Source organism: Marinobacter sp. PE14 (assembly GCF_053566155.1).
In genome coordinates, this window is the sequence record NZ_JBQXNY010000008.1 from 1 (window position 1) to 17,969 (window position 17,969).

The window sequence follows — 17,969 nt, forward strand, 5'->3', positions numbered from 1 at the left end:
CGGTAACCCTCTTCGCGCAGCGCCTTGCAGGCCTGGGCCCCGGAGTAATCAAACTCGCACGCCTGCCCGATCACGATGGGGCCGGCGCCCAGGATCAGGATGCTTTGGATGTCGGTACGTTTTGGCATGTCTTGGTAAACCTGTCAGCAACTTTTGAATTCTGGCAGCGCAACACGCGGCGCCCGTGAGTTTTCCATGGCGATCGGTCTCAGGCCGATCGCGCCTCCATCAGGCGGATAAACTCGTCAAACAGCGGGGCCACGTCATGGGGACCAGGGCTGGCTTCCGGGTGACCCTGGAAGCTGTAGGCCGGCTTGTCGGTCCGGCGGATGCCCTGCAAGGTGCCGTCAAACAGGGACTTGTGAGTCGCCTCGACATTGGCCGGCAGTGTTGCCTCGTCCACGGCAAACCCGTGGTTCTGGCTGGTGATCATCACGGTACCCTTGGCGATGTCCTGAACCGGATGGTTGGCACCGTGGTGACCGTGGCCCATCTTCATGGTCTTGGCACCGCTGGCCAGGGCCAGAAGCTGGTGGCCCAGGCAGATACCAAACACCGGAATCTCGGTTTCCAGAACTTCTTTGATGGCGGTGATCGCATAATCGCAAGGCTCGGGGTCGCCCGGACCGTTGGACAGGAACACACCGTCCGGTTTCATCGCCAGCACGTCGGAGGCCGGAGTCTGAGCCGGCACCACGGTGATGTCGCAGCCGCGGGAGGCGAGCATGCGCAGGATGTTCAGCTTCACACCGTAATCCCAGGCAACCACCTTGAAGCGTGATTCCTTCCGCTCACCATAACCCTCGCCCAGGGTCCACTCGGTCTCGTTCCAGGACCAGATCTTGTCGGAGGTAACCTCTTTCGCCAGATCCATGCCTTTGAGGCCCGGAAAGGCTTTCGCCAGTTCCAGTGCACGCTCGGCAGTGGCGTTTTCACCCGCAACGATGGCACCGTTCTGGGAGCCTTTGTCCCGGAGGATGCGGGTCAGACGGCGGGTATCAATGTCGGCGATCCCAACAATGTTGTTGCTTCGCAGGTAGTCGTCCAGGGTTCCCTTGCTACGCCAGCTGCTGGCCAGCAGAGGCAGATCGCGGATGATCAGGCCGGCGGCCTGGATGCGGTCTGACTCGATGTCTTCTTCGTTCACACCGGTGTTGCCAATGTGCGGGTAAGTCAGGGTAACGATCTGGCGGGAGTAGGACGGGTCGGTCAGGATTTCCTGGTAGCCGGTCATGGCGGTGTTGAACACCACTTCGCCGCTGGTTTCTCCGTCAGCGCCGATGGCTGTGCCGTAGAACAGGCTTCCGTCTGCGAGTGCAAGGATTGCTGGTGTGCTCAAGGCTTGTATCCTCATCGAGTGGCGTATCGGTTCGTCACGAACAGGAACGCAAGCGCAAATTCAGGTTGCAAAAAAGCGAGACGGAGTCTTAACTCGGTCCCGCTTTTTCAGAAACTTTGTGCAAAGGTACGCTTGGTGCAGTCAAACCGCCTTATTGTAAAAAATATGGCGCTTTGTGTCCACGAGAATTGCCCTCACTTGAGGGCCAGCACGTCCTGCATGTCGTAAAGCCCGGCCGACTTATCCTTCAGCCACAAAGCTGCCCGCATGGCACCCTTGGCAAAGGTCATCCGGCTGCTCGCCTTATGGGTCACCTCAATACGCTCGCCCTCGGTGGCGAACAGAACGGTGTGATCGCCGACCACATCACCCGCCCGAATGGTTTCAAAACCGATTTCCTTGCGGGTTCGTTCGCCTGTGAAGCCTTCACGGCCATAAACGGCGCACTCTTTCAGGTCGCGACCGAGGGCATCGGCGACGACTTCGCCCATGCGCAGGGCCGTTCCGGAGGGCGCGTCTTTCTTGTGGCGGTGATGGGCTTCGATGATTTCGACGTCGTAGTCGTCACCCAGGGTTGCGGCGGCGGTGCGCAGCAGGTTGAGGACGACGTTGACGCCCACGCTCATGTTGGGCGCGAACACAACCGGCATGAATTCGGCGGCCAGGGCCAGTTGCTGCTTTTCGGCGTCGGACATGCCGGTGGTGCCGATCACGAGCATCTTGCCGTTGGCCTTGCAGAATTCGGCATTTTCCAGGGTCAGATCCGGGAAGGTGAAGTCGACAAGCACATCGAAATCGTCCTTCACATCGGCCAGACTGCCGGCCATTTTCACGCCGGTTTTGCCGATACCGGTCATTTCACCGGCATCGGCGCCGATCAGGCTGCTGCCCGGCTCGACGACGGCGGCACCCAGCTCCAGGCCTTCGGTGCCGTCAACAGCTTCGATCAGGACTTTTCCCATGCGCCCGGCGGCGCCGATGATTGCTACCCTCATGCTCGCGTTCCTTCTTGTCGCGCCGATCAGAATTTCATTTCGTCGAAGAAGCTTTTCACACCCTCAAACCAGGAGGTCTTCTTCGGACCATGCTCTGTGCCGTTGCTGGCATCCAGGGTTTTCTGGAACTCTTCCAGCAGCTCTTTCTGGCGCTTGGTCAGATTCACCGGCGTTTCCACGATCACGCGGCACAGCAAGTCGCCAGCAGGACCGCCACGAACCGGGCTGACACCTTTGTTACGCAGACGGAACAGCTTGCCGGTCTGGGTCTCCGGTGGAATCTTCAGTTTAACCCGGCCATCCAGTGTCGGCACTTCGAGCTCTCCACCCAGGGAGGCATCAACAATGCTGATGGGAACTTCGCAATAGAGGTTGCGGCCATCGCGGGTGAAGATCGAATGTTCCCGCACGGCAATCTGCACGTACAGATCTCCGGGAGGACCACCATCGATGCCCATCTCGCCTTCACCGGAAAGACGAATGCGGTCGCCGGTGTCTACGCCAGGCGGCACCTTGACCGACAGTGTTTTCTCTTCCTGAACCCGACCCTGACCGTGACAGGCCTGGCAGGGGTTCTTGATGATCTGGCCGGAGCCCCGACAGGTCGGGCAGGCCTGCTGTACGGTAAAGAAGCCCTGCTGCATGCGCACCTGCCCCATACCCTTACAGGTACCGCAGGTTTCCGGGCGGGAGCCTTTCTCGGCGCCGCTGCCGTCGCATACTTCACATTCGCGATGCCCCGGGATCTTGATCTGGACCGTTTTGCCTTTCACGGCCTCTTCCAGATCCAGCTCCAGGGTGTAGCGCAGGTCGGCACCGCGGGTGTTGCGGCCACGACCGCCGCCACCAAAGATGTCGCCGAATACATCGCCGAAGATATCGGAGAAGCTGGCACCGCCACCTCCGAATCCGCCGCCACCGGCCTGACCGTCAACACCAGCGTGGCCGAACTGGTCGTAGGCAGCCCGCTTGGACGGCTCTGCCAGTACTTCGTAGGCTTCGCTGGCCTCCTTGAACTTGTTCTCGGCTTCGGTGTCGTCCGGGTTACGGTCGGGGTGGTACTTCATGGCGAGCTTTCGGTAGGCTCGCTTGATTTCCTTCTCGTCCGCGTCCCGGGAAATCCCGAGAATCTCGTAATAATCGCGCTTGGCCATGCTTTTAAAACCCTGTTTTTAAACGCGGAAAACGCGGGGAGCTCCCCGCGTTTTCCAACTGCCTGATGTACGTCAGATTTATCGCTTGTCGTCGTCTTTGACTTCTTCAAACTCGGCGTCGACCGCGTCGTCAGACTTCTGGCCCTGGGCTTCTTCCTGCCCACCGGCCTGCTGGGTCTGATCCGCCTGATCTGCATACATCTTCTGAGCCAGTTCGGAAGAGACTTCGGTCAGCTTCTGAGTCTTGGCTTCGATGTCTTCCTTGTCGGAACCTTCCAGAGCTTCTTCCAGCTCCTTGATGGAAGCTTCGATAGACTCTTTCTCGCTGTCGCTGACCTTGTCACCGGCATCCTTCAGGGTCTTGCGAACAGCGTGAACCATTGCGTCGCCCTGGTTGCGGACCTGGACAAGCTCTTCGAACTTGCGATCTTCCTCGGCGTTGGCCTCGGCGTCCTGCACCATCTTCTCGATCTCGTCATCGTTCAGACCAGAAGAGGCCTTGATCACGATCGACTGCTCTTTACCGGTCGCCTTGTCTTTGGCGGACACGTTCAGGATACCGTTGGCGTCGATATCGAAGGTAACTTCGATCTGCGGCACACCACGCGCTGCCGGCGGAATATCAGCCAGATCGAAACGGCCCAGCGATTTGTTCTGGGCAGCCTGTTTACGCTCGCCCTGAACCACGTGGATGGTTACCGCAGTCTGATTGTCGTCCGCTGTAGAGAAAGTCTGCGACTTCTTGGTCGGAATCGTGGTGTTCTTGTCGATCAGCGGAGTTGCCACACCGCCCATGGTTTCGATACCAAGGGTCAGCGGGGTTACGTCCAGCAGCAGAACGTCCTTCACATCACCGGAGAGAACGGCCGCCTGAATCGCAGCACCCATCGCCACGGCTTCGTCCGGGTTGACGTCCTTGCGGGCTTCTTTGCCGAAGAACTCTTTCACTTTTTCCTGCACCAGCGGCATACGGGTCTGACCACCGACCAGAATTACCTCGTCGATACCATCCGCTTTCATGCCGGCATCCTGCAGAGCCACTTTACAAGGCTCAAGGCTGCGCTGAACCAGATCTTCCACCAGCGATTCAAGCTTTGCGCGAGTGAGCTTGACGTTCATGTGCTTCGGACCACTGGCATCGGCCGTGATGTACGGCAAGTTCACATCGGTCTGCTGGCTGCTGGAAAGCTCGATCTTGGCCTTCTCACCGGCTTCTTTCAGACGCTGCATGGCCAGAGAGTCGCCGCGCAGATCAATACCGCTGTCTTTCTTGAACTGGTCTGCCAGGAACTCGATGATCTTCATATCGAAGTCTTCACCACCGAGGAAGGTGTCGCCGTTGGTCGCCAGCACTTCAAACTGATGCTCGCCATCGACATCAGCAATCTCGATGATGGACAGGTCAAAGGTACCACCGCCGAGGTCATAAACCGCAACGGTGCGATCACCGCTCTTCTTGTCCAGACCATAGGCCAGAGCAGCTGCGGTCGGCTCGTTAATGATGCGCTTCACATCAAGACCGGCAATCTTGCCAGCGTCCTTGGTTGCCTGGCGCTGGCTGTCGTTGAAGTAGGCCGGCACGGTGATAACCGCTTCGGTCACTTTCTCGCCAAGATAATCTTCGGCCGTCTTTTTCATCTTCTTGATGATTTCCGCAGAAACCTGCGGGGGAGCCATTTTCTCACCCTTTACTTCCACCCAGGCGTCGCCGTTATCTGCTTTGGCGATCTTGTACGGCACCATCTTGATGTCTTTCTGAACCACGTCGTCCTCAAACCGACGACCGATCAGACGCTTGATGGCGTACAGGGTGTTGTTCGGGTTGGTTACTGCCTGGCGCTTAGCTGACTGACCAACCAGGGTCTCACCATCGTCTGTATAGGCGATGATGGACGGGGTGGTACGATCACCCTCCGCGTTTTCAATTACCTTCACCTTGTCGCCATCCATGATGGCTACACAAGAGTTTGTGGTTCCCAGATCGATACCGATAATCTTGCTCATTGAGTCACTCCAATTCTTCTGAATGCTTTCCAGGAGGCCATTTGCCTCCGCTTTCGCTATTTACTGGCTATATTGGCGCTTTAATCGGCTTTTCAAGCCTGCTCATCAATTTTTGGTGCATCTTCCGCTTTCGCGACCACCACCATGGCCGGCCGCACCACGCGGCCATTCAGCAGATACCCCTTCTGCACCACGGCTACCACGCTGTTCGGCTCTGCATCTGGCGCAGGAACCATGGACATGGCTTCGTGATGCTGAGGATCGAACGGTTCGCCTACCGGGTTGATCTGCTCAACATTGAATTTCTTCAGGCTGGACATGAACAGACTCAGGGTCATTTCAACGCCTTCGCGGATGGAGGCAACCGCCTCGCCCGAGCCCTCGTGACCCTCGGTGCTCTCGACCGCCTTCTCCAGGCTGTCCGCAACGGGCAACAGCTCTTTGACGAACTTTTCCAGGGCGAACTTGTGGGCTTTTTCCACATCAATCTCCGCTCGACGGCGCACATTCTGCATCTCCGCCTGGGAGCGCAACATCTGCTCCTGGAATTCCTGAACCTGAGCCTGGAGTGCTTCCACTTCGGAGGTTTCGCTGTCGCCAGCCTCACCTTCAGCAGACTGGGCTTCCTCTTTTGCAGCCTCGAGGGCTTCGTTCAGTTCCTCGTGCTCGTTCCGGTTCTCGTCAGTGCTCATGGCTACTCCTGCTTGATCTAAAGCGGCCCGCGGTCAGTGGCCGGCTAAACATGGGTTCCGGCCCCGGCGAGCCGGAAAATGTCGTTGCGAACGGATATGGGGCCCGCTCTCCAGGTTTCAACCACCAATGCCTGCAATCCTGAAGAAAATCCCTGCCACAGGTTTGCAAACAGCAAAAACCCTGTATATATTCACAGTCACTGTATACATTCACAGTGTTTTGCCGGTCTCAGGAAAAACGCGGAGGTTATCTGCATGCTGACTCAACTTACGGTTTCCAATTACGCCATCGCTGAACGGGTGGAACTCCAGTTCAACAAGGGCATGACCGCATTGACCGGCGAGACCGGCGCCGGCAAATCTATTGTGCTGGACGCCCTGGGCCTGGCCATGGGCGGCAGAGCCGATGCCGGCGCCGTCCGGCATGGTGCCAAACGCGCCGACATCACAGCGACCTTCGACGTATCCGGCATTGCTGAGGCCACCGAGTGGCTGGCAGAACACGAGCTGGATGACGACAACGATTGCATTCTCCGCCGGGTCATCAGCAAGGATGGCCGCTCCCGCGCCTACATCAATGGCCAACCCTGCCCCTTGAACCATCTCAAGGAACTGGGCGGTGTTTTAATGGATATTCACAGCCAGCATCAGCACCAGTCTCTTTTGCGCAAGGAAACCCACCGCAAGCTGGTGGACGAATTCGCTGGCGTTGAGACCCTGGCCGCTGAGACGCGGGAAGCCTGGAAATCCTGGAACCAGATCCGCCAGCGTCTGACCGAACGCCAGCAAAATGCCGATGAAGCAGAGGCCAAACTCCAGCTTTTGCGGTATCAGGTGGAGGAACTGGATCGTCTGGCCCTGGAGGAGGGCGAGCAGGAAAACCTGGAACAGGAGCAGGCGCAGCTTAGCCAGGCGGATACGGTTCTGCACAACAGCCATCAGGCCGCCCTGCTTTGCACCGAAGATGAAACCAGCGCAGTGGATCTGGTGCGCCAGGCACTACAGCAGCTTGAGCAGCTTCCGGTGGACGTTCCCGCACTGGCAGACACAATCCAGATGCTGAACGAAGCCCAGATCCAGATCAGTGAGGCCGGCGACAACCTTCGCCATTTCGTCGAGGACTACGAGGCCGATCCAGCCAGACTGGCGGAAGTGGAAGAACGGCTGAGCGCCATCTACCAGATGGCCCGCAAACACCGGATCACGCCGGAAGAATTACCGGAACTGCATCAGCGCCTCAGTGCCGAGCTGGCCGAGCTGGATGGCGGCGAAGGCAGCCTGGAGCAGCTGGCCGCAGAGCTGGACAGCCAGCGCGGACGCTTCGATGAACTGGCCGGGGAGCTGTCAGAGGCCCGTGCCAGGGCCGCCGCCGAACTGGATCAGCGGGTCGCAGCGGAGCTCGCCCAGTTGAGCATGCCCAACATGCAGTTCATTACGCACCTGAATCGCAGCAACGGTGGGGAGCCGGCGCCCCACGGGCTGGAAGACATTGAATTCCTGGTCAGCGCAAACCCGGGCCAGCCGGCCCGGCCATTGGCCAAGGTAGCCTCCGGCGGCGAACTGTCGCGGATCAGCCTTGCCATCCAGGTGGTGGTTGCCCAGACATCAACCACACCCACACTGGTCTTCGATGAAGTGGATGTCGGCATTGGCGGCGGCACGGCCGAGGTGGTTGGCCGACTGTTACGGACTCTTGGCGGCAACGGGCAGGTACTCTGTGTCACCCACCTGCCGCAAGTGGCCGCTCAGTGTCATCAGCACCTGTTTGTCAGCAAGTTCACCGAGCAAGATGCCACCTTCTCGAAAATCGAGACGCTGGACGATCAGGGCAGAATCAGTGAAGTGGCGAGAATGCTGGGAGGCGTGGACATGACCGAACATACGATCGCTCATGCCAGGGAAATGTTTTCAAAGGGGCAGGCAACCCATCACTGAGCCGCGAGCAACTATCCACTACCCCTCTCGATCCTGAGAGCTGTTGGGGCGGGCCAAAAACCCGCCCCTTTTTTTCGTTCTTCCAGCAAACTGCCTGAGCCAGGCTCAGGACTTGATGGGCTTAACGTACAGAATCAGGCTGTGATCGACGATTTCGTAACCGTGCTCTTCGGCAATCTTCTTTTGTCGTTCTTCAATGATCTCGTCGACAAACTCGATTACCTCACCCGTCTGGGTGCACACCATATGGTCGTGGTGGTCGTCGCCGGCCATCTCAAACACGGCATGGCCGCCCTCAAAATTGTGGCGCAGTACCAGCCCTGCTGCTTCAAACTGCGTCAGCACCCGGTAGACTGTTGCCAGCCCCACGTCATCGCCTTGCTCCAGAAGCTTCTTGTAAACATCTTCGGCACTGAGGTGATGCTCCTCCGCGGTCTCCAGAATATTGAAGATTTTGACCCGCGGCAGAGTCACTTTCAGACCGACTTTTCGTAATTCGGCGTTTTCGGATGACATGTTACTATTCACTCTTTGGTGTGCCTCACGGCTTCCGGTATGATGAAGCCGCCATTGAACGGTTAACCCGTGTCACACCTGCCTCTGGCAGGCGATTTCAAGATAGAGGATTTCCCCCGGCGATGCAAAAGCTCACAGCTCTCATTCTCACTTTCGTTCTATCCGGTTGCGTTTTTCCGGGCGTCTACAAAATCAACGTCCAGCAGGGAAACATCGTTACCGATGAGGAGCTGACGCAGCTGACCGAGGGCATGCCGCGCAGCCAGGTGCATGCCGTGATGGGAACACCGCTCATGCTCAACCCGGTTGACCCCTCCCGCGAATACTACTTGTATACCTTCCAGAGAGAGGGCGGGGACATCCAGGAACAGCGAATCATCGTGTACTACGAAGAAGATCAGTACGCCTATTACGAAGCACAATTGCTCGAAGAAACGCCGGCCTACTGAGCCTGATCTTTCTTTTTCGCCCGATTCAGTCGCGCCTGCTTCGGATCGATCTTCAGCGGGCGATACAGCTCCACCCGGTCACCTTCACGCAGCTCATGGGCGGCCGGGTCCTTGATCACCTTCCCGAACACGCCCATATCAATCGTATCCGGATCGATCTCCGGAAAAATATCGCTGATCCCGGAAAGTTTGGCCGCTTCCAGGGCGGTCGTGCCCTCCGGCACATTTACCGGCACAATTTCCTGCCGGTCAGGCCGGGCATAGGCGACTTCCACCTGAATCATGCGCCCTCCTTCCGGTAAAGCTCATCAGCGCGCCGACAAAAAGCATCCACCATGCTATTGGCCGCCTGGCTGAATACCGGCCCGAAGGTCATCCTTGAAAGCGATCCGGAGAATTCGAACTCCAGGGTCAGGATCACCTTGCAGGCATTCTCGTCCAGGGATTTAAAATGCCAGCGACCGGTCAGGTTGCGAAAGGGGCCATCCACCAGGTTCATCTCGATCGCCTCCGGCATCAGCAGCTGATTCCGGGTTGTGAGCGTGTGCCGCACCCCACCCTTGGCAATCTCAAGCGACGCTGTTACCTGCTCGGGCTGGCGCTCATGAATCTCCGCGCCGGCGCACCAGGGTAGAAACTCCGGGTAACGGGCGATGTCGTTAACCAGGTGAAACATGCGCTCGGCGGAGTGCATAACCAAAGCTGTTTTATCAATCTGATGGGGCATTGGAACCGGTTGTCCTGCTTGCAAACACGCTGTGAAAAGATTGCAGACTTCTGGGAAGGAAGACAGCCTCAATCACACGCTATCATAAAGGATATCGTCCTGTTTTGGGGCTTTTTCGCCTGACTTACCACCACTTTCCTCGACCCCCGGCGGCTTCTGGTCTGACGCGGGCGCTGTCTTCTCAGCCTCGGCGGCTTTCTCCTCCGGCTCGGCAGGCGTAGCGGCAAAAGGCCGATCTCTCGCTGTCACCTCCCCGTCCTCCGAGAGCATGACAGCAGGCTGATCGCACCAGGCTGCAACATTGCCGTTGCTGCACAGGTTAGCCAATGAAAAGGCCGTGTACTGGACTCCTATCCAGGCAACAACGATGGGCAGCACCAGGCGCATCACCCAAAACCAGATGCCGGCGAACAGTCTTGGCGCTCCGCCGAGCATGGTACCCGAAAGGTGTCGGGTCAGGCACCAGCCGGTAAACAGCGCAATCAGAATGGCCACGAGCGGGATCAGCAGGCCGCCGGTGATCAACTCCAGCCAGCGGAACATGGTGGCGCCGCCCATCCGCTCCTCGGCCCAGACGTTAAACGACAGCAGAGACGCGAGCCCCGCCAGCCACACCGACAGACCAATCAGCAGCACCGACAGCGCCCTGGGCGCCCCGGTCCACTCACGGAACCAGCCAACGATGGGCTCCAGCAGATTCAGGGAGGTGGTCCAGACAATCAGCACCACCATCAGAAAAACAGCGGCAATCACAAACTGGCTCGCGGGTAACTGGGCCAGCGTGACCGGCATGGAAACAAATAGCAGGCTGAAGCCCCTTTCACCGTCAAAGCTGTTGCCGTCTGTTGCGATCGCGAAGATCATCAGGCCAGCCAGGATCGCCACCAGGGTATCCATCAGCACCACGGCCAGAATCGAACGCTTCAGACGGGTGTGAGGCGTGGTATACGAGCCCAGTATCGCCCAGACGCCCATGCCTAACCCGAGCGTAAAAAAGGCATGAAACAACGCCGCTTTCAGGCTTTCCCAGGAAAGGTCCTCCGGATGCATGGCCAGAATGTGATTGATGGCCCCGTCGATCCGACCATGCCAGGCAGCCAGGGCGAACAGCACGAGCATCAGTACCAGGGCGCCCGGCACAACCACTCTCAGGGCCCGCTCCAGCCCCCTCACTACGCCCTGCGCCGAGACCCAGAGCACCAACAGCAGAAAGAAGATATGCCAGCCCATGAATACCCGGTACTGGCGTGGATCGGACACCAGCCCCGCCAGAATCCCGGTTGCCTCTGCCTCACCGGCGCCGGAGAAACGGCCAAGTGCACCGAAGAACACGTAAGCCAGAGCAATGGATCCGAAGACTGCCGTAAAAGAGAGCACCAGAAAGGCGGCCAGTATGCTGAGCCGGCCAACTGCCATCCAGGCCCGAGACTGTCTGGCACTGCGGATCAGCCCGTCCATGGCCAGCACAATGCCGTGGCGGGAATACCGACCAACAGCCGCTTCAGTCACCATCAGTGGCAGGGTCACCAGCAGCAGGCAGGCGAGGTAAAGCAGGATGAACAGGCCACCACCGTGCAGACTGGCCAGGTAGGGGAACTGCCACAGGTTGGCAAGGCCCACGGTAGCGCCCACCGCGGCCCAGAAGAAGGTTGATTTTCGGGTAAAGGACCCGATATGTGTCTGATACGGCGTAGGCATTCGCTTCCCTGAGGCCACTCAACAGGTCGGGGAGAAAGTCTGGGCCAGTATTGTAGCTGAAGGATCCCGTCGCGCACGAACCAGACACCGCCACAACGCCGAATTCGTGACCGGTCCGGCACTGTTGGGCTACAATGCGCCTTTTTCCGGCTGCAGCAAGGCCGGCCCGTTCATTCGTCCGACCCCGGATTCATTGATTCATGAGCAAGAAAAAACCCGGAACGCCGAGCAATACCATTGCGCTGAACAAAAAGGCGAAGCACGAGTATCACATTGAGGAGCGCTTTGAAGCGGGTCTCTCCCTGCTGGGCTGGGAAGTGAAGTCCCTGCGTGCGGGCAAGGCCCAGCTGGTGGACGCCTATGTGCTGCTCAAGGACGGCGAAGCCTGGTTGCTCGGCTCTCACATTACGCCGTTGATTGCGGCGTCTACCCACGTGATCGCAGACCCCACGCGCACCCGCAAGCTCCTGCTCCACGCCAAGGAAATTGCCAAGATCGTGGGCAAGGTCAACCAGGCCGGTTACACCTGCATCCCGCTGGCGCTGTACTGGAAAAACAACAAGGTGAAGTGCGAGATTGCCCTGGTAAAAGGCAAGAAGCTGTTCGACAAGCGTGCTACCGAGAAAGAGCGCGACTGGAACCGCCAGAAGCAACGCATCCTGCGCGAAACCAACATTTGATCCTGCCCGCCACCAATTAACAAATACCTGACGCCGGTCATGGCCGGCGTGAACCGGTATGTCGCATACTCACTCTCTTTGTTCAGAACTCCAACGGGCCTATACTCGGGAACTCTGGTGCATGGCAAAGGGAGCCGCTTATGTCACCCAAACAGATACCAATGTCCGCTGTAGACCGCGCGTGGCTGCGCATGGACACCCCCCAGAACCCCATGATGATCTGCGGGGTGTGGACGCTGGAGCGGCCGATTTCCATGAGCCGCCTCAGGCACACCCTTGAAGAGCGATTTCTCTGCTTCGACCGGTTCCGGCAACGGGTCATAGACACCGGAGACCGGGCCTACTGGCAGTACGATCCGCTGTTCGACCTGGACAACCATCTGCACCGCATCGCCCTGCCGGGCAAGGCCGACAAAGCAGAGCTCCAGAAGCTGGTCAGTGACATGAACAGCACGTCGCTGGATTTCCGGCAACCGCTCTGGCAAATGCACTATATCGACAATTACGGGGACGGCGGCGCGCTACTCATCCGCATTCACCACTGCATCGCCGATGGCATCTCGCTGGTTCGTGTAATGCTGTCACTCACCGATAAAACGCCGGAACCACGGCTGGGCAAAGTCGCCCGCAAGCGTCGCTCCAAACCCGGCAGGAAATCGGCCATCCAGAACTTCCTGCACCGTGCCGTGGACAGCGCGCAGACCGCCACCAACCAGGCCAGACTGTTTATCCAGTCCGTCCGTGAAGAGCCCAACTACCCGTTAAAACTGGCCACCACCGCCAGCGGTGTCGCCCTTGACCTCCTGAAACTTGGCCTGGCGCCCGGCGAACCGAAAACCGGACTGAAAGAGCCCTTGTCCGGGCGCAAGCAAGTGGCCTGGGCCGATCCCCTCGACCTTGCCGAGGTAAAAGCCTGTGCCAAGGCTCTGGGGGGCACCATCAACGATGCCCTCCTTTGCACCGTCACGGGCGCTTTGCAGAGACATTTTGCCGCCCACAAGGAAACCATCCCCGAGTGCGGCATTCGGGTCGCCGTGCCGTTCAACCTGCGCCCTCTTGATCAGCCCATCGAAACCCTCGGCAACAAGTTCGGGCTCGTACTGGTTACCCTGCCGGTGGAAGTGAGAGACCCGCTCATGTGCTTCCGCCAGGTGCAGGAAAATATGAACCGGCTCAAGCGGTCCTATCAGGCCCAGGTTACCTACAGCCTGCTTGATATCTTCGGGCGCGGCCCCGATGTTATTGAACGAAGGGCCCTGGATCTGCTCAGCAACAAGGCCTCGGCGGTACTGACCAACGTGCCCGGCCCGAAAGAGCCTCTGTATCTGGCGGGCAGCAAGCTGACCCAGCCCATGTTCTGGGTGCCTCAGAGCGGCACCATCGGTATCGGCATGAGCATTCTCAGTTATGCCGGCACCGTGCAATTCGGCATCACCGTGGACAAGGCGATTCACGCCGACCCGGACGCCGTGATGGGCTACTTCCGGGAAAGCTTTGAGGCCCTGAGCCACGCGGCCCTGGCCGGCCGCCATGACGCCATTGAACGCAAGGCCAGCTAGGGTTCTAGGTACATCTACAGTCCCGAAAGCACAAAACTGCAACAAAGAAACCTTGAAGTCCGGCAAACCGGACACATATACTGGAGGTAAGGGGACGACATGGCTTCGACGCCGGTGGCGAACCCTTGAGCGCATGTCGAGATGGCAGCCAATCTCGTTAATCCAAAGCTGCAACGCAATAGTCGCAAACGACGAAAACTACGCACTAGCAGCGTAAGCTGCTAGTCGTCCTGACCGGGTCGCCCGTAGCCCGGAAGCAACATCTCAGGACGTCATCGCTTACGGGATGCTCCGTTATCCAGAGTTCACTGGCTAACGGCTAAGATTTAAAGAACTCGGTTCTTGCACCCTGGCTCTCGGGTCGCTTGAACTTAAATCAATAGAGAGACGCTAAACATGTAGACCTCAAGGCTGAGTACTGGCGGACGCGGGTTCAATTCCCGCCGTCTCCACCAAACAACCAAAAGGCCTCGTCCCACGACGAGGCCTTTTTTTGTGCCCGGCCAGAGTGGTCTAAACTGGTTCCCTCAACGAAGATTACCCCCACACCCAAACATTCATTCTGTTTACGAGACGGAAGAGGGATAACGTATGCCTACTATGCTGACTCGCATTACCGGCCTGACAGCCGGTGTTTTGTTTGCGGCTGCCGCCCAGGCGGAGGCTCCGATGGTAAAAGAGCAGGCTCCGGGCTATTACCGCACCATGCTCGGCAACTTCGAAATCACCGCCCTGTCCGATGGCACCGTCAAGCTGCCGGTGGACAAACTGTTGCTGAATACCACCGAAGAACACGTGCATAACACCCTGGCGGATAACTTCCTCTCTGCCCCGCTCGACACGTCCGTTAACGGCTATCTGATCAACACCGGCAACCATCTGGTACTGGTCGACACCGGTGCCGGCAGTCTGTTCGGGCCAACACTCGGAAAACTGGTTGAACATCTGAAAGCGTCCGGTTACGAGCCCGCAGATGTCGATGAAATCTACATCACGCACATGCATCCGGACCATGTTGGCGGGCTGGTATCTGACGGTGAGATTGTGTTCCCCAATGCCATTGTTCGCGCCAGCGTGGAAGACCAGAATTTCTGGCTGAACGAAGACAACCTGAAGGCCGCCGATGAAGGTTCGAAGGGCTTTTTTAAAGGCGCGATGGCCTCTCTCAACCCATATGTCGAGTCCGGCCAGTTCAAGCCTTTCGATAAAGACCAGGAGTTGGTGCCAGGTGTTTCTGCAGTGTCCGCCAGCGGGCACACCCCGGGCCATAGCCTTTACAAGGTTGAAAGCGGGGACAACACGCTGATGCTTTGGGGCGACCTGATTCACGTGGCAGCGGTTCAGTTCCCGCAGCCGGACATTGCCATCCAGTTCGATGTGAACAGTGAACAGGCAGTGGAGTCTCGTGCACAGGCCTTTGCCGACGCCCAGGAAACCGGGTACTGGGTAGGCTCCGCCCACCTCTCTTTTCCCGGCCTGGGGCACCTGAAAAGCGCAGACCAAGGCTATGAATTCATTCCTGCCAACTATCAGGGTGGTGTCGGCGCTACTGAAACTGGCGAATGATGACTCATTCCTGAAGACGAAAAAGCCGGAGCAACCCTCCGGCTTTTTTCATTTTGCTGATTCCCGGTTCTTTTCAACGCTATTGCTCTGCCGGGGAACAAGCCCCTGGGCCATCCGCAACCGCTGAAAGCCCAGCGCCTGCAGCCACGCAGACATACCGATTCACGATCGATGCAAAGGTGCCATCATCCAGCATCGACTGCAGTGCGCGATCAAAGTCTTCCACAAATTCGGAGCCAACGGTTGCTTTGGAAAAAACAAAGTAGGCGGGCTTATTGGACACGACCAAGGAGCTGGGAATAACCGTTCCGGTCAGCCCCAGTTCCTGAATCTCGTAGAGCCCGGTTAACTGACTCGCCACCACGCCATCGACCCGATCGCGGGCCAGCATGAGCCACAGCGGCTCCCGGCGGGAGAGATACTCGATGTTTTTGTCGTAGTCCGGATTCTGGACAAGGGCGCTGTATTCATCGCTGTAGGACACATGAATCTGGGCACCAAGCCTGAAACCCGATTCCAGCAGCCGCCTCAAGCCATTCAGCTCGAACCTGGACTCATCAGATCGCCGAATAAACAGGATATTGGGTGATACCAGGCCGACCACTTCGGAGTAATGAGCATACTCCTCTCTCTCCGGAGTCCGGTAGGCGCCGGAGAGCATATCCACATGCCCGTCACGCAAATCCCGAAGCGCCCTGGCCCATGGCATCTTCCGAAAGGAAAGCCCGCAATCCAGGCGTCCCATGGCCTCACGAACCAGGTCGGCATCAATGCCGACCACCTTACCCTCCTGAGCCATGAAATAGGGGGGATCATCGTCCCAGCGCAGGGTGATGTCGCAGTCCCCATAGCTTGGAGCCGCAAAACAGAGAACGGACGCGAGCACCAAAGCAGATCTGCACAAGGCGGGCGCCAAAAAACGCGAGAGCAACGATTTTGAGAACGGCAACCCGTTGCTCCTGCCTGTATACATCTTTGAGGCCGCCGAGGAAGGAAGGTCTAATTAATATAGACTAATTAATCAGGCACTGAACACTCTCTGAATAACCAGGCCCGGGCTAACTCCCCTGTCATCTTGTGTTCATGCACTCGTTGCGCAATCAAGGTAGTGTCTGCAAAACCTGTTCAAAAGGAGACCACGAGCACCACCATGAACCAGCCAGACGATCCGGCCAGCCTGACAGAGCTTCTGGAGCGCCTCCGCGCAAGCACCGCGGGACAGGTTCAGGTGTCTGTGGGCGATGTACTGGCAGCCGTCGGTGAACGTTCCTTTGGGCCGATGGTTCTGATCGCTGGCGTAATCACCCTGGCACCATTGATCGGCGATATTCCGGGAGTGCCGACGCTGCTTGGCCTGATGGTGATACTTACCCTGGGGCAATTGATCTTCCAGCGCCACTCGATCTGGATTCCCTCAAAGCTGGCGCGTCGGAACATTGAGAGAGAAAAACTTGCCAAAGGCCTCGACTGGATGGCAAAGCCTGCCCGTTTTCTGGATCGCTGGACGAAACAAAGGCTGCTCTGGCTGGTTCGCGGGCCGGGGCAATACGTTATCGCCATCCTCTGCATGGTTGTGGCGGCTGCCATGCCACTGATGGAGGTGATTCCATTCAGCGCTAACGGTGCCGGAATCGCCCTGATGGCGTTTGGCCTGGCCATCGTGGCGCGGGACGGTCTGCTTGCCCTGGTGGCGATCCTGGCGACCGGCGGTACCGCCTGGTTCATTCTGAACAACCTCCCCTGGTAGACAGCACTTCCGGCCGGGATCGCCAGAGGCCTGTGCTACTGTTAAGCCTTAAACACAAGGGATACAAACATGACCATTCTTATCACGGGAGCCAATCGCGGCATCGGTAAGGGCCTGGCCGATGAGTGGAAAAAGGCGGGCGAGCATGTCATCGGCACGGCCCGCAGCGAACCGGGCATGGAGCTGCTGGATGTCGCCGAGCCGGCCAGCATTACCGCGCTGGGCAAGCGCCTCGAAAACCAGCCAATCTCAACCCTGATCTGTAACGCCGGCATTTTGCTCGATCGCCATGAACAGCTGGAGGACGGCTACCCGCCCGAACTCTGGGCGAAGCACTTCCAGGTGAATGTGACCGGCGTATTCCTCACCATACAGGCGCTGCTACCCAATCTCAGACTGGCATTGGCCGGCGGCGGCACCCCGAAAATCGCCATCATCTCCAGCAAGCTCGGATCCCAGGCTTCTGCTGGCGGCGGCCGGTACATTTATCGTGCCTCGAAAGCGGCGGCGCTTAATCTCGGGCGAAATCTGGCTGTGGACCTGCGTGAGCAAGGCATAGCCGTGGGCATCTACCACCCGGGCTGGGTGGCCACGGACATGGGCGGCAGCGACGCCGAGGTATCGGTTGAACAATCCGTCGATGGCCTCAGGCGGCAGATTGATAACCTCACCCTCGCCGAGACCGGCTGCTTCAAGGCCTGGGACGGTAAGGAAATGGCGTTCTGAAGGCGTACTGGCATTGCAGCCCAAGGCACCCCGTGCGGAAGGATTCTGTCACCATTTGAAACAATCCTTCTGAATCCCGATTCACGGTAAAGCTGCTACTATTGCTACATACTCTAGGCTTGCGGGCTGAGCAGCGCCCGCCAGACAGCCTGGTGAACCAACTTCTTGCAAAAGCTCCTGCG

General features: G+C 58.3%; 18 protein-coding genes and 1 other RNA gene. 8 read left to right on the plus strand and 11 right to left on the minus strand.

Going from position 1 to position 17,969, the window contains the following annotated elements; all coding sequences use genetic code 11:
• From ACWJ62_RS19205 to grpE, 6 genes are all read right to left on the minus strand, one after another.
• Positions 1-128, minus strand: a 128-nt coding sequence (locus ACWJ62_RS19205; RefSeq protein ID WP_449285363.1) for a carbamoyl phosphate synthase preATP-grasp domain-containing protein, incomplete at its 3' end; no start/stop codon positions are given.
• An 80-nt stretch (positions 129-208) separates the two neighbouring features.
• On the minus strand, positions 209-1,339 hold the full coding sequence (gene carA / locus ACWJ62_RS19210; protein WP_449287610.1) for a glutamine-hydrolyzing carbamoyl-phosphate synthase small subunit: 1,131 nt from the start codon (positions 1,337-1,339) through the stop codon (positions 209-211).
• 194 nt (positions 1,340-1,533) lie between these two features.
• Complete coding sequence (dapB, locus tag ACWJ62_RS19215; protein WP_449287611.1) at positions 1,534-2,334, minus strand: 4-hydroxy-tetrahydrodipicolinate reductase; 801 nt, start codon at positions 2,332-2,334, stop codon at positions 1,534-1,536.
• Between the two features lie 26 nt (positions 2,335-2,360).
• A complete protein-coding gene (dnaJ, locus tag ACWJ62_RS19220; RefSeq protein ID WP_449287612.1) occupies positions 2,361-3,488 on the minus strand; it encodes a molecular chaperone DnaJ in 1,128 nt (375 codons plus the stop codon).
• Positions 3,489-3,566: 78 nt separating this feature from the next.
• Entirely contained in the window at positions 3,567-5,492 is a 1,926-nt protein-coding gene (dnaK, locus tag ACWJ62_RS19225) for a molecular chaperone DnaK (RefSeq protein ID WP_349519310.1), read from the minus strand.
• Positions 5,493-5,584: 92 nt separating this feature from the next.
• Complete coding sequence (gene grpE, locus ACWJ62_RS19230) at positions 5,585-6,184, minus strand: nucleotide exchange factor GrpE (protein ID WP_449287613.1); 600 nt, start codon at positions 6,182-6,184, stop codon at positions 5,585-5,587.
• A 255-nt stretch (positions 6,185-6,439) separates the two neighbouring features.
• Between grpE and recN the strand changes: the two genes are divergently transcribed.
• Complete coding sequence (gene recN, locus ACWJ62_RS19235) at positions 6,440-8,119, plus strand: DNA repair protein RecN (protein WP_449287614.1); 1,680 nt, start codon at positions 6,440-6,442, stop codon at positions 8,117-8,119.
• A gap of 105 nt (positions 8,120-8,224) precedes the next feature.
• Here recN and fur read toward each other — a convergent pair whose 3' ends face one another.
• A complete protein-coding gene (gene fur / locus ACWJ62_RS19240) occupies positions 8,225-8,635 on the minus strand; it encodes a ferric iron uptake transcriptional regulator (protein WP_449287615.1) in 411 nt (136 codons plus the stop codon).
• 122 nt (positions 8,636-8,757) lie between these two features.
• Here fur and ACWJ62_RS19245 point away from each other — a divergent pair, with 122 nt between their 5' ends.
• Entirely contained in the window at positions 8,758-9,084 is a 327-nt protein-coding gene (locus ACWJ62_RS19245) for an outer membrane protein assembly factor BamE (protein WP_449287616.1), read from the plus strand.
• Here ACWJ62_RS19245 and ACWJ62_RS19250 read toward each other — a convergent pair.
• From ACWJ62_RS19250 to ACWJ62_RS19260, 3 genes are all read right to left on the minus strand, one after another.
• Positions 9,078-9,368, minus strand: coding sequence for an RnfH family protein (locus ACWJ62_RS19250; protein ID WP_008171510.1), 291 nt, complete (start codon positions 9,366-9,368; stop codon positions 9,078-9,080). The two genes, ACWJ62_RS19245 and ACWJ62_RS19250, sit on opposite strands and share 7 nt — an antisense overlap.
• Positions 9,365-9,811, minus strand: a complete 447-nt coding sequence (locus tag ACWJ62_RS19255; RefSeq protein ID WP_449287617.1) for a type II toxin-antitoxin system RatA family toxin — start codon at positions 9,809-9,811, stop codon at positions 9,365-9,367. The genes ACWJ62_RS19250 and ACWJ62_RS19255 overlap by 4 nt, the downstream gene beginning before the upstream one ends.
• Before the next feature lie 72 nt (positions 9,812-9,883).
• Positions 9,884-11,509 carry a sodium-dependent transporter gene (locus tag ACWJ62_RS19260; RefSeq protein WP_449287618.1) on the minus strand — a complete coding sequence of 542 codons (1,626 nt, stop codon included), beginning with the start codon at positions 11,507-11,509 and terminating at the stop codon, positions 9,884-9,886.
• A gap of 200 nt (positions 11,510-11,709) precedes the next feature.
• Between ACWJ62_RS19260 and smpB the strand changes: the two genes are divergently transcribed.
• The 4 genes from smpB to ACWJ62_RS19280 all read left to right on the plus strand — a co-directional run bounded on the left by smpB (position 11,710) and on the right by ACWJ62_RS19280 (position 15,314).
• Positions 11,710-12,189 (plus strand): SsrA-binding protein SmpB, encoded by a 480-nt coding sequence (gene smpB, locus ACWJ62_RS19265; protein ID WP_449287619.1) that lies wholly within the window; start codon positions 11,710-11,712, stop codon positions 12,187-12,189.
• A 140-nt stretch (positions 12,190-12,329) separates the two neighbouring features.
• Complete coding sequence (locus tag ACWJ62_RS19270; RefSeq protein ID WP_449287620.1) at positions 12,330-13,748, plus strand: WS/DGAT/MGAT family O-acyltransferase; 1,419 nt, start codon at positions 12,330-12,332, stop codon at positions 13,746-13,748.
• A 90-nt stretch (positions 13,749-13,838) separates the two neighbouring features.
• Positions 13,839-14,203, plus strand: a transfer-messenger RNA (tmRNA) gene (gene ssrA / locus ACWJ62_RS19275).
• Between the two features lie 136 nt (positions 14,204-14,339).
• Entirely contained in the window at positions 14,340-15,314 is a 975-nt protein-coding gene (locus ACWJ62_RS19280) for an MBL fold metallo-hydrolase (RefSeq protein WP_449287621.1), read from the plus strand.
• 79 nt (positions 15,315-15,393) lie between these two features.
• Here the strand turns inward: ACWJ62_RS19280 and ACWJ62_RS19285 are convergent, their stop codons facing one another.
• On the minus strand, positions 15,394-16,200 hold the full coding sequence (locus ACWJ62_RS19285) for a substrate-binding periplasmic protein (protein WP_449287622.1): 807 nt from the start codon (positions 16,198-16,200) through the stop codon (positions 15,394-15,396).
• A gap of 264 nt (positions 16,201-16,464) precedes the next feature.
• On the opposite strand from ACWJ62_RS19285, the gene ACWJ62_RS19290 reads away from it, so the two are divergent.
• Positions 16,465-17,061 (plus strand): exopolysaccharide biosynthesis protein, encoded by a 597-nt coding sequence (locus tag ACWJ62_RS19290; protein WP_449287623.1) that lies wholly within the window; start codon positions 16,465-16,467, stop codon positions 17,059-17,061.
• Between the two features lie 69 nt (positions 17,062-17,130).
• Positions 17,131-17,787 carry an SDR family NAD(P)-dependent oxidoreductase gene (locus ACWJ62_RS19295; RefSeq protein ID WP_449287624.1) on the plus strand — a complete coding sequence of 219 codons (657 nt, stop codon included), beginning with the start codon at positions 17,131-17,133 and terminating at the stop codon, positions 17,785-17,787.
• The last annotated feature ends 182 nt before the right edge of the window (positions 17,788-17,969 follow it).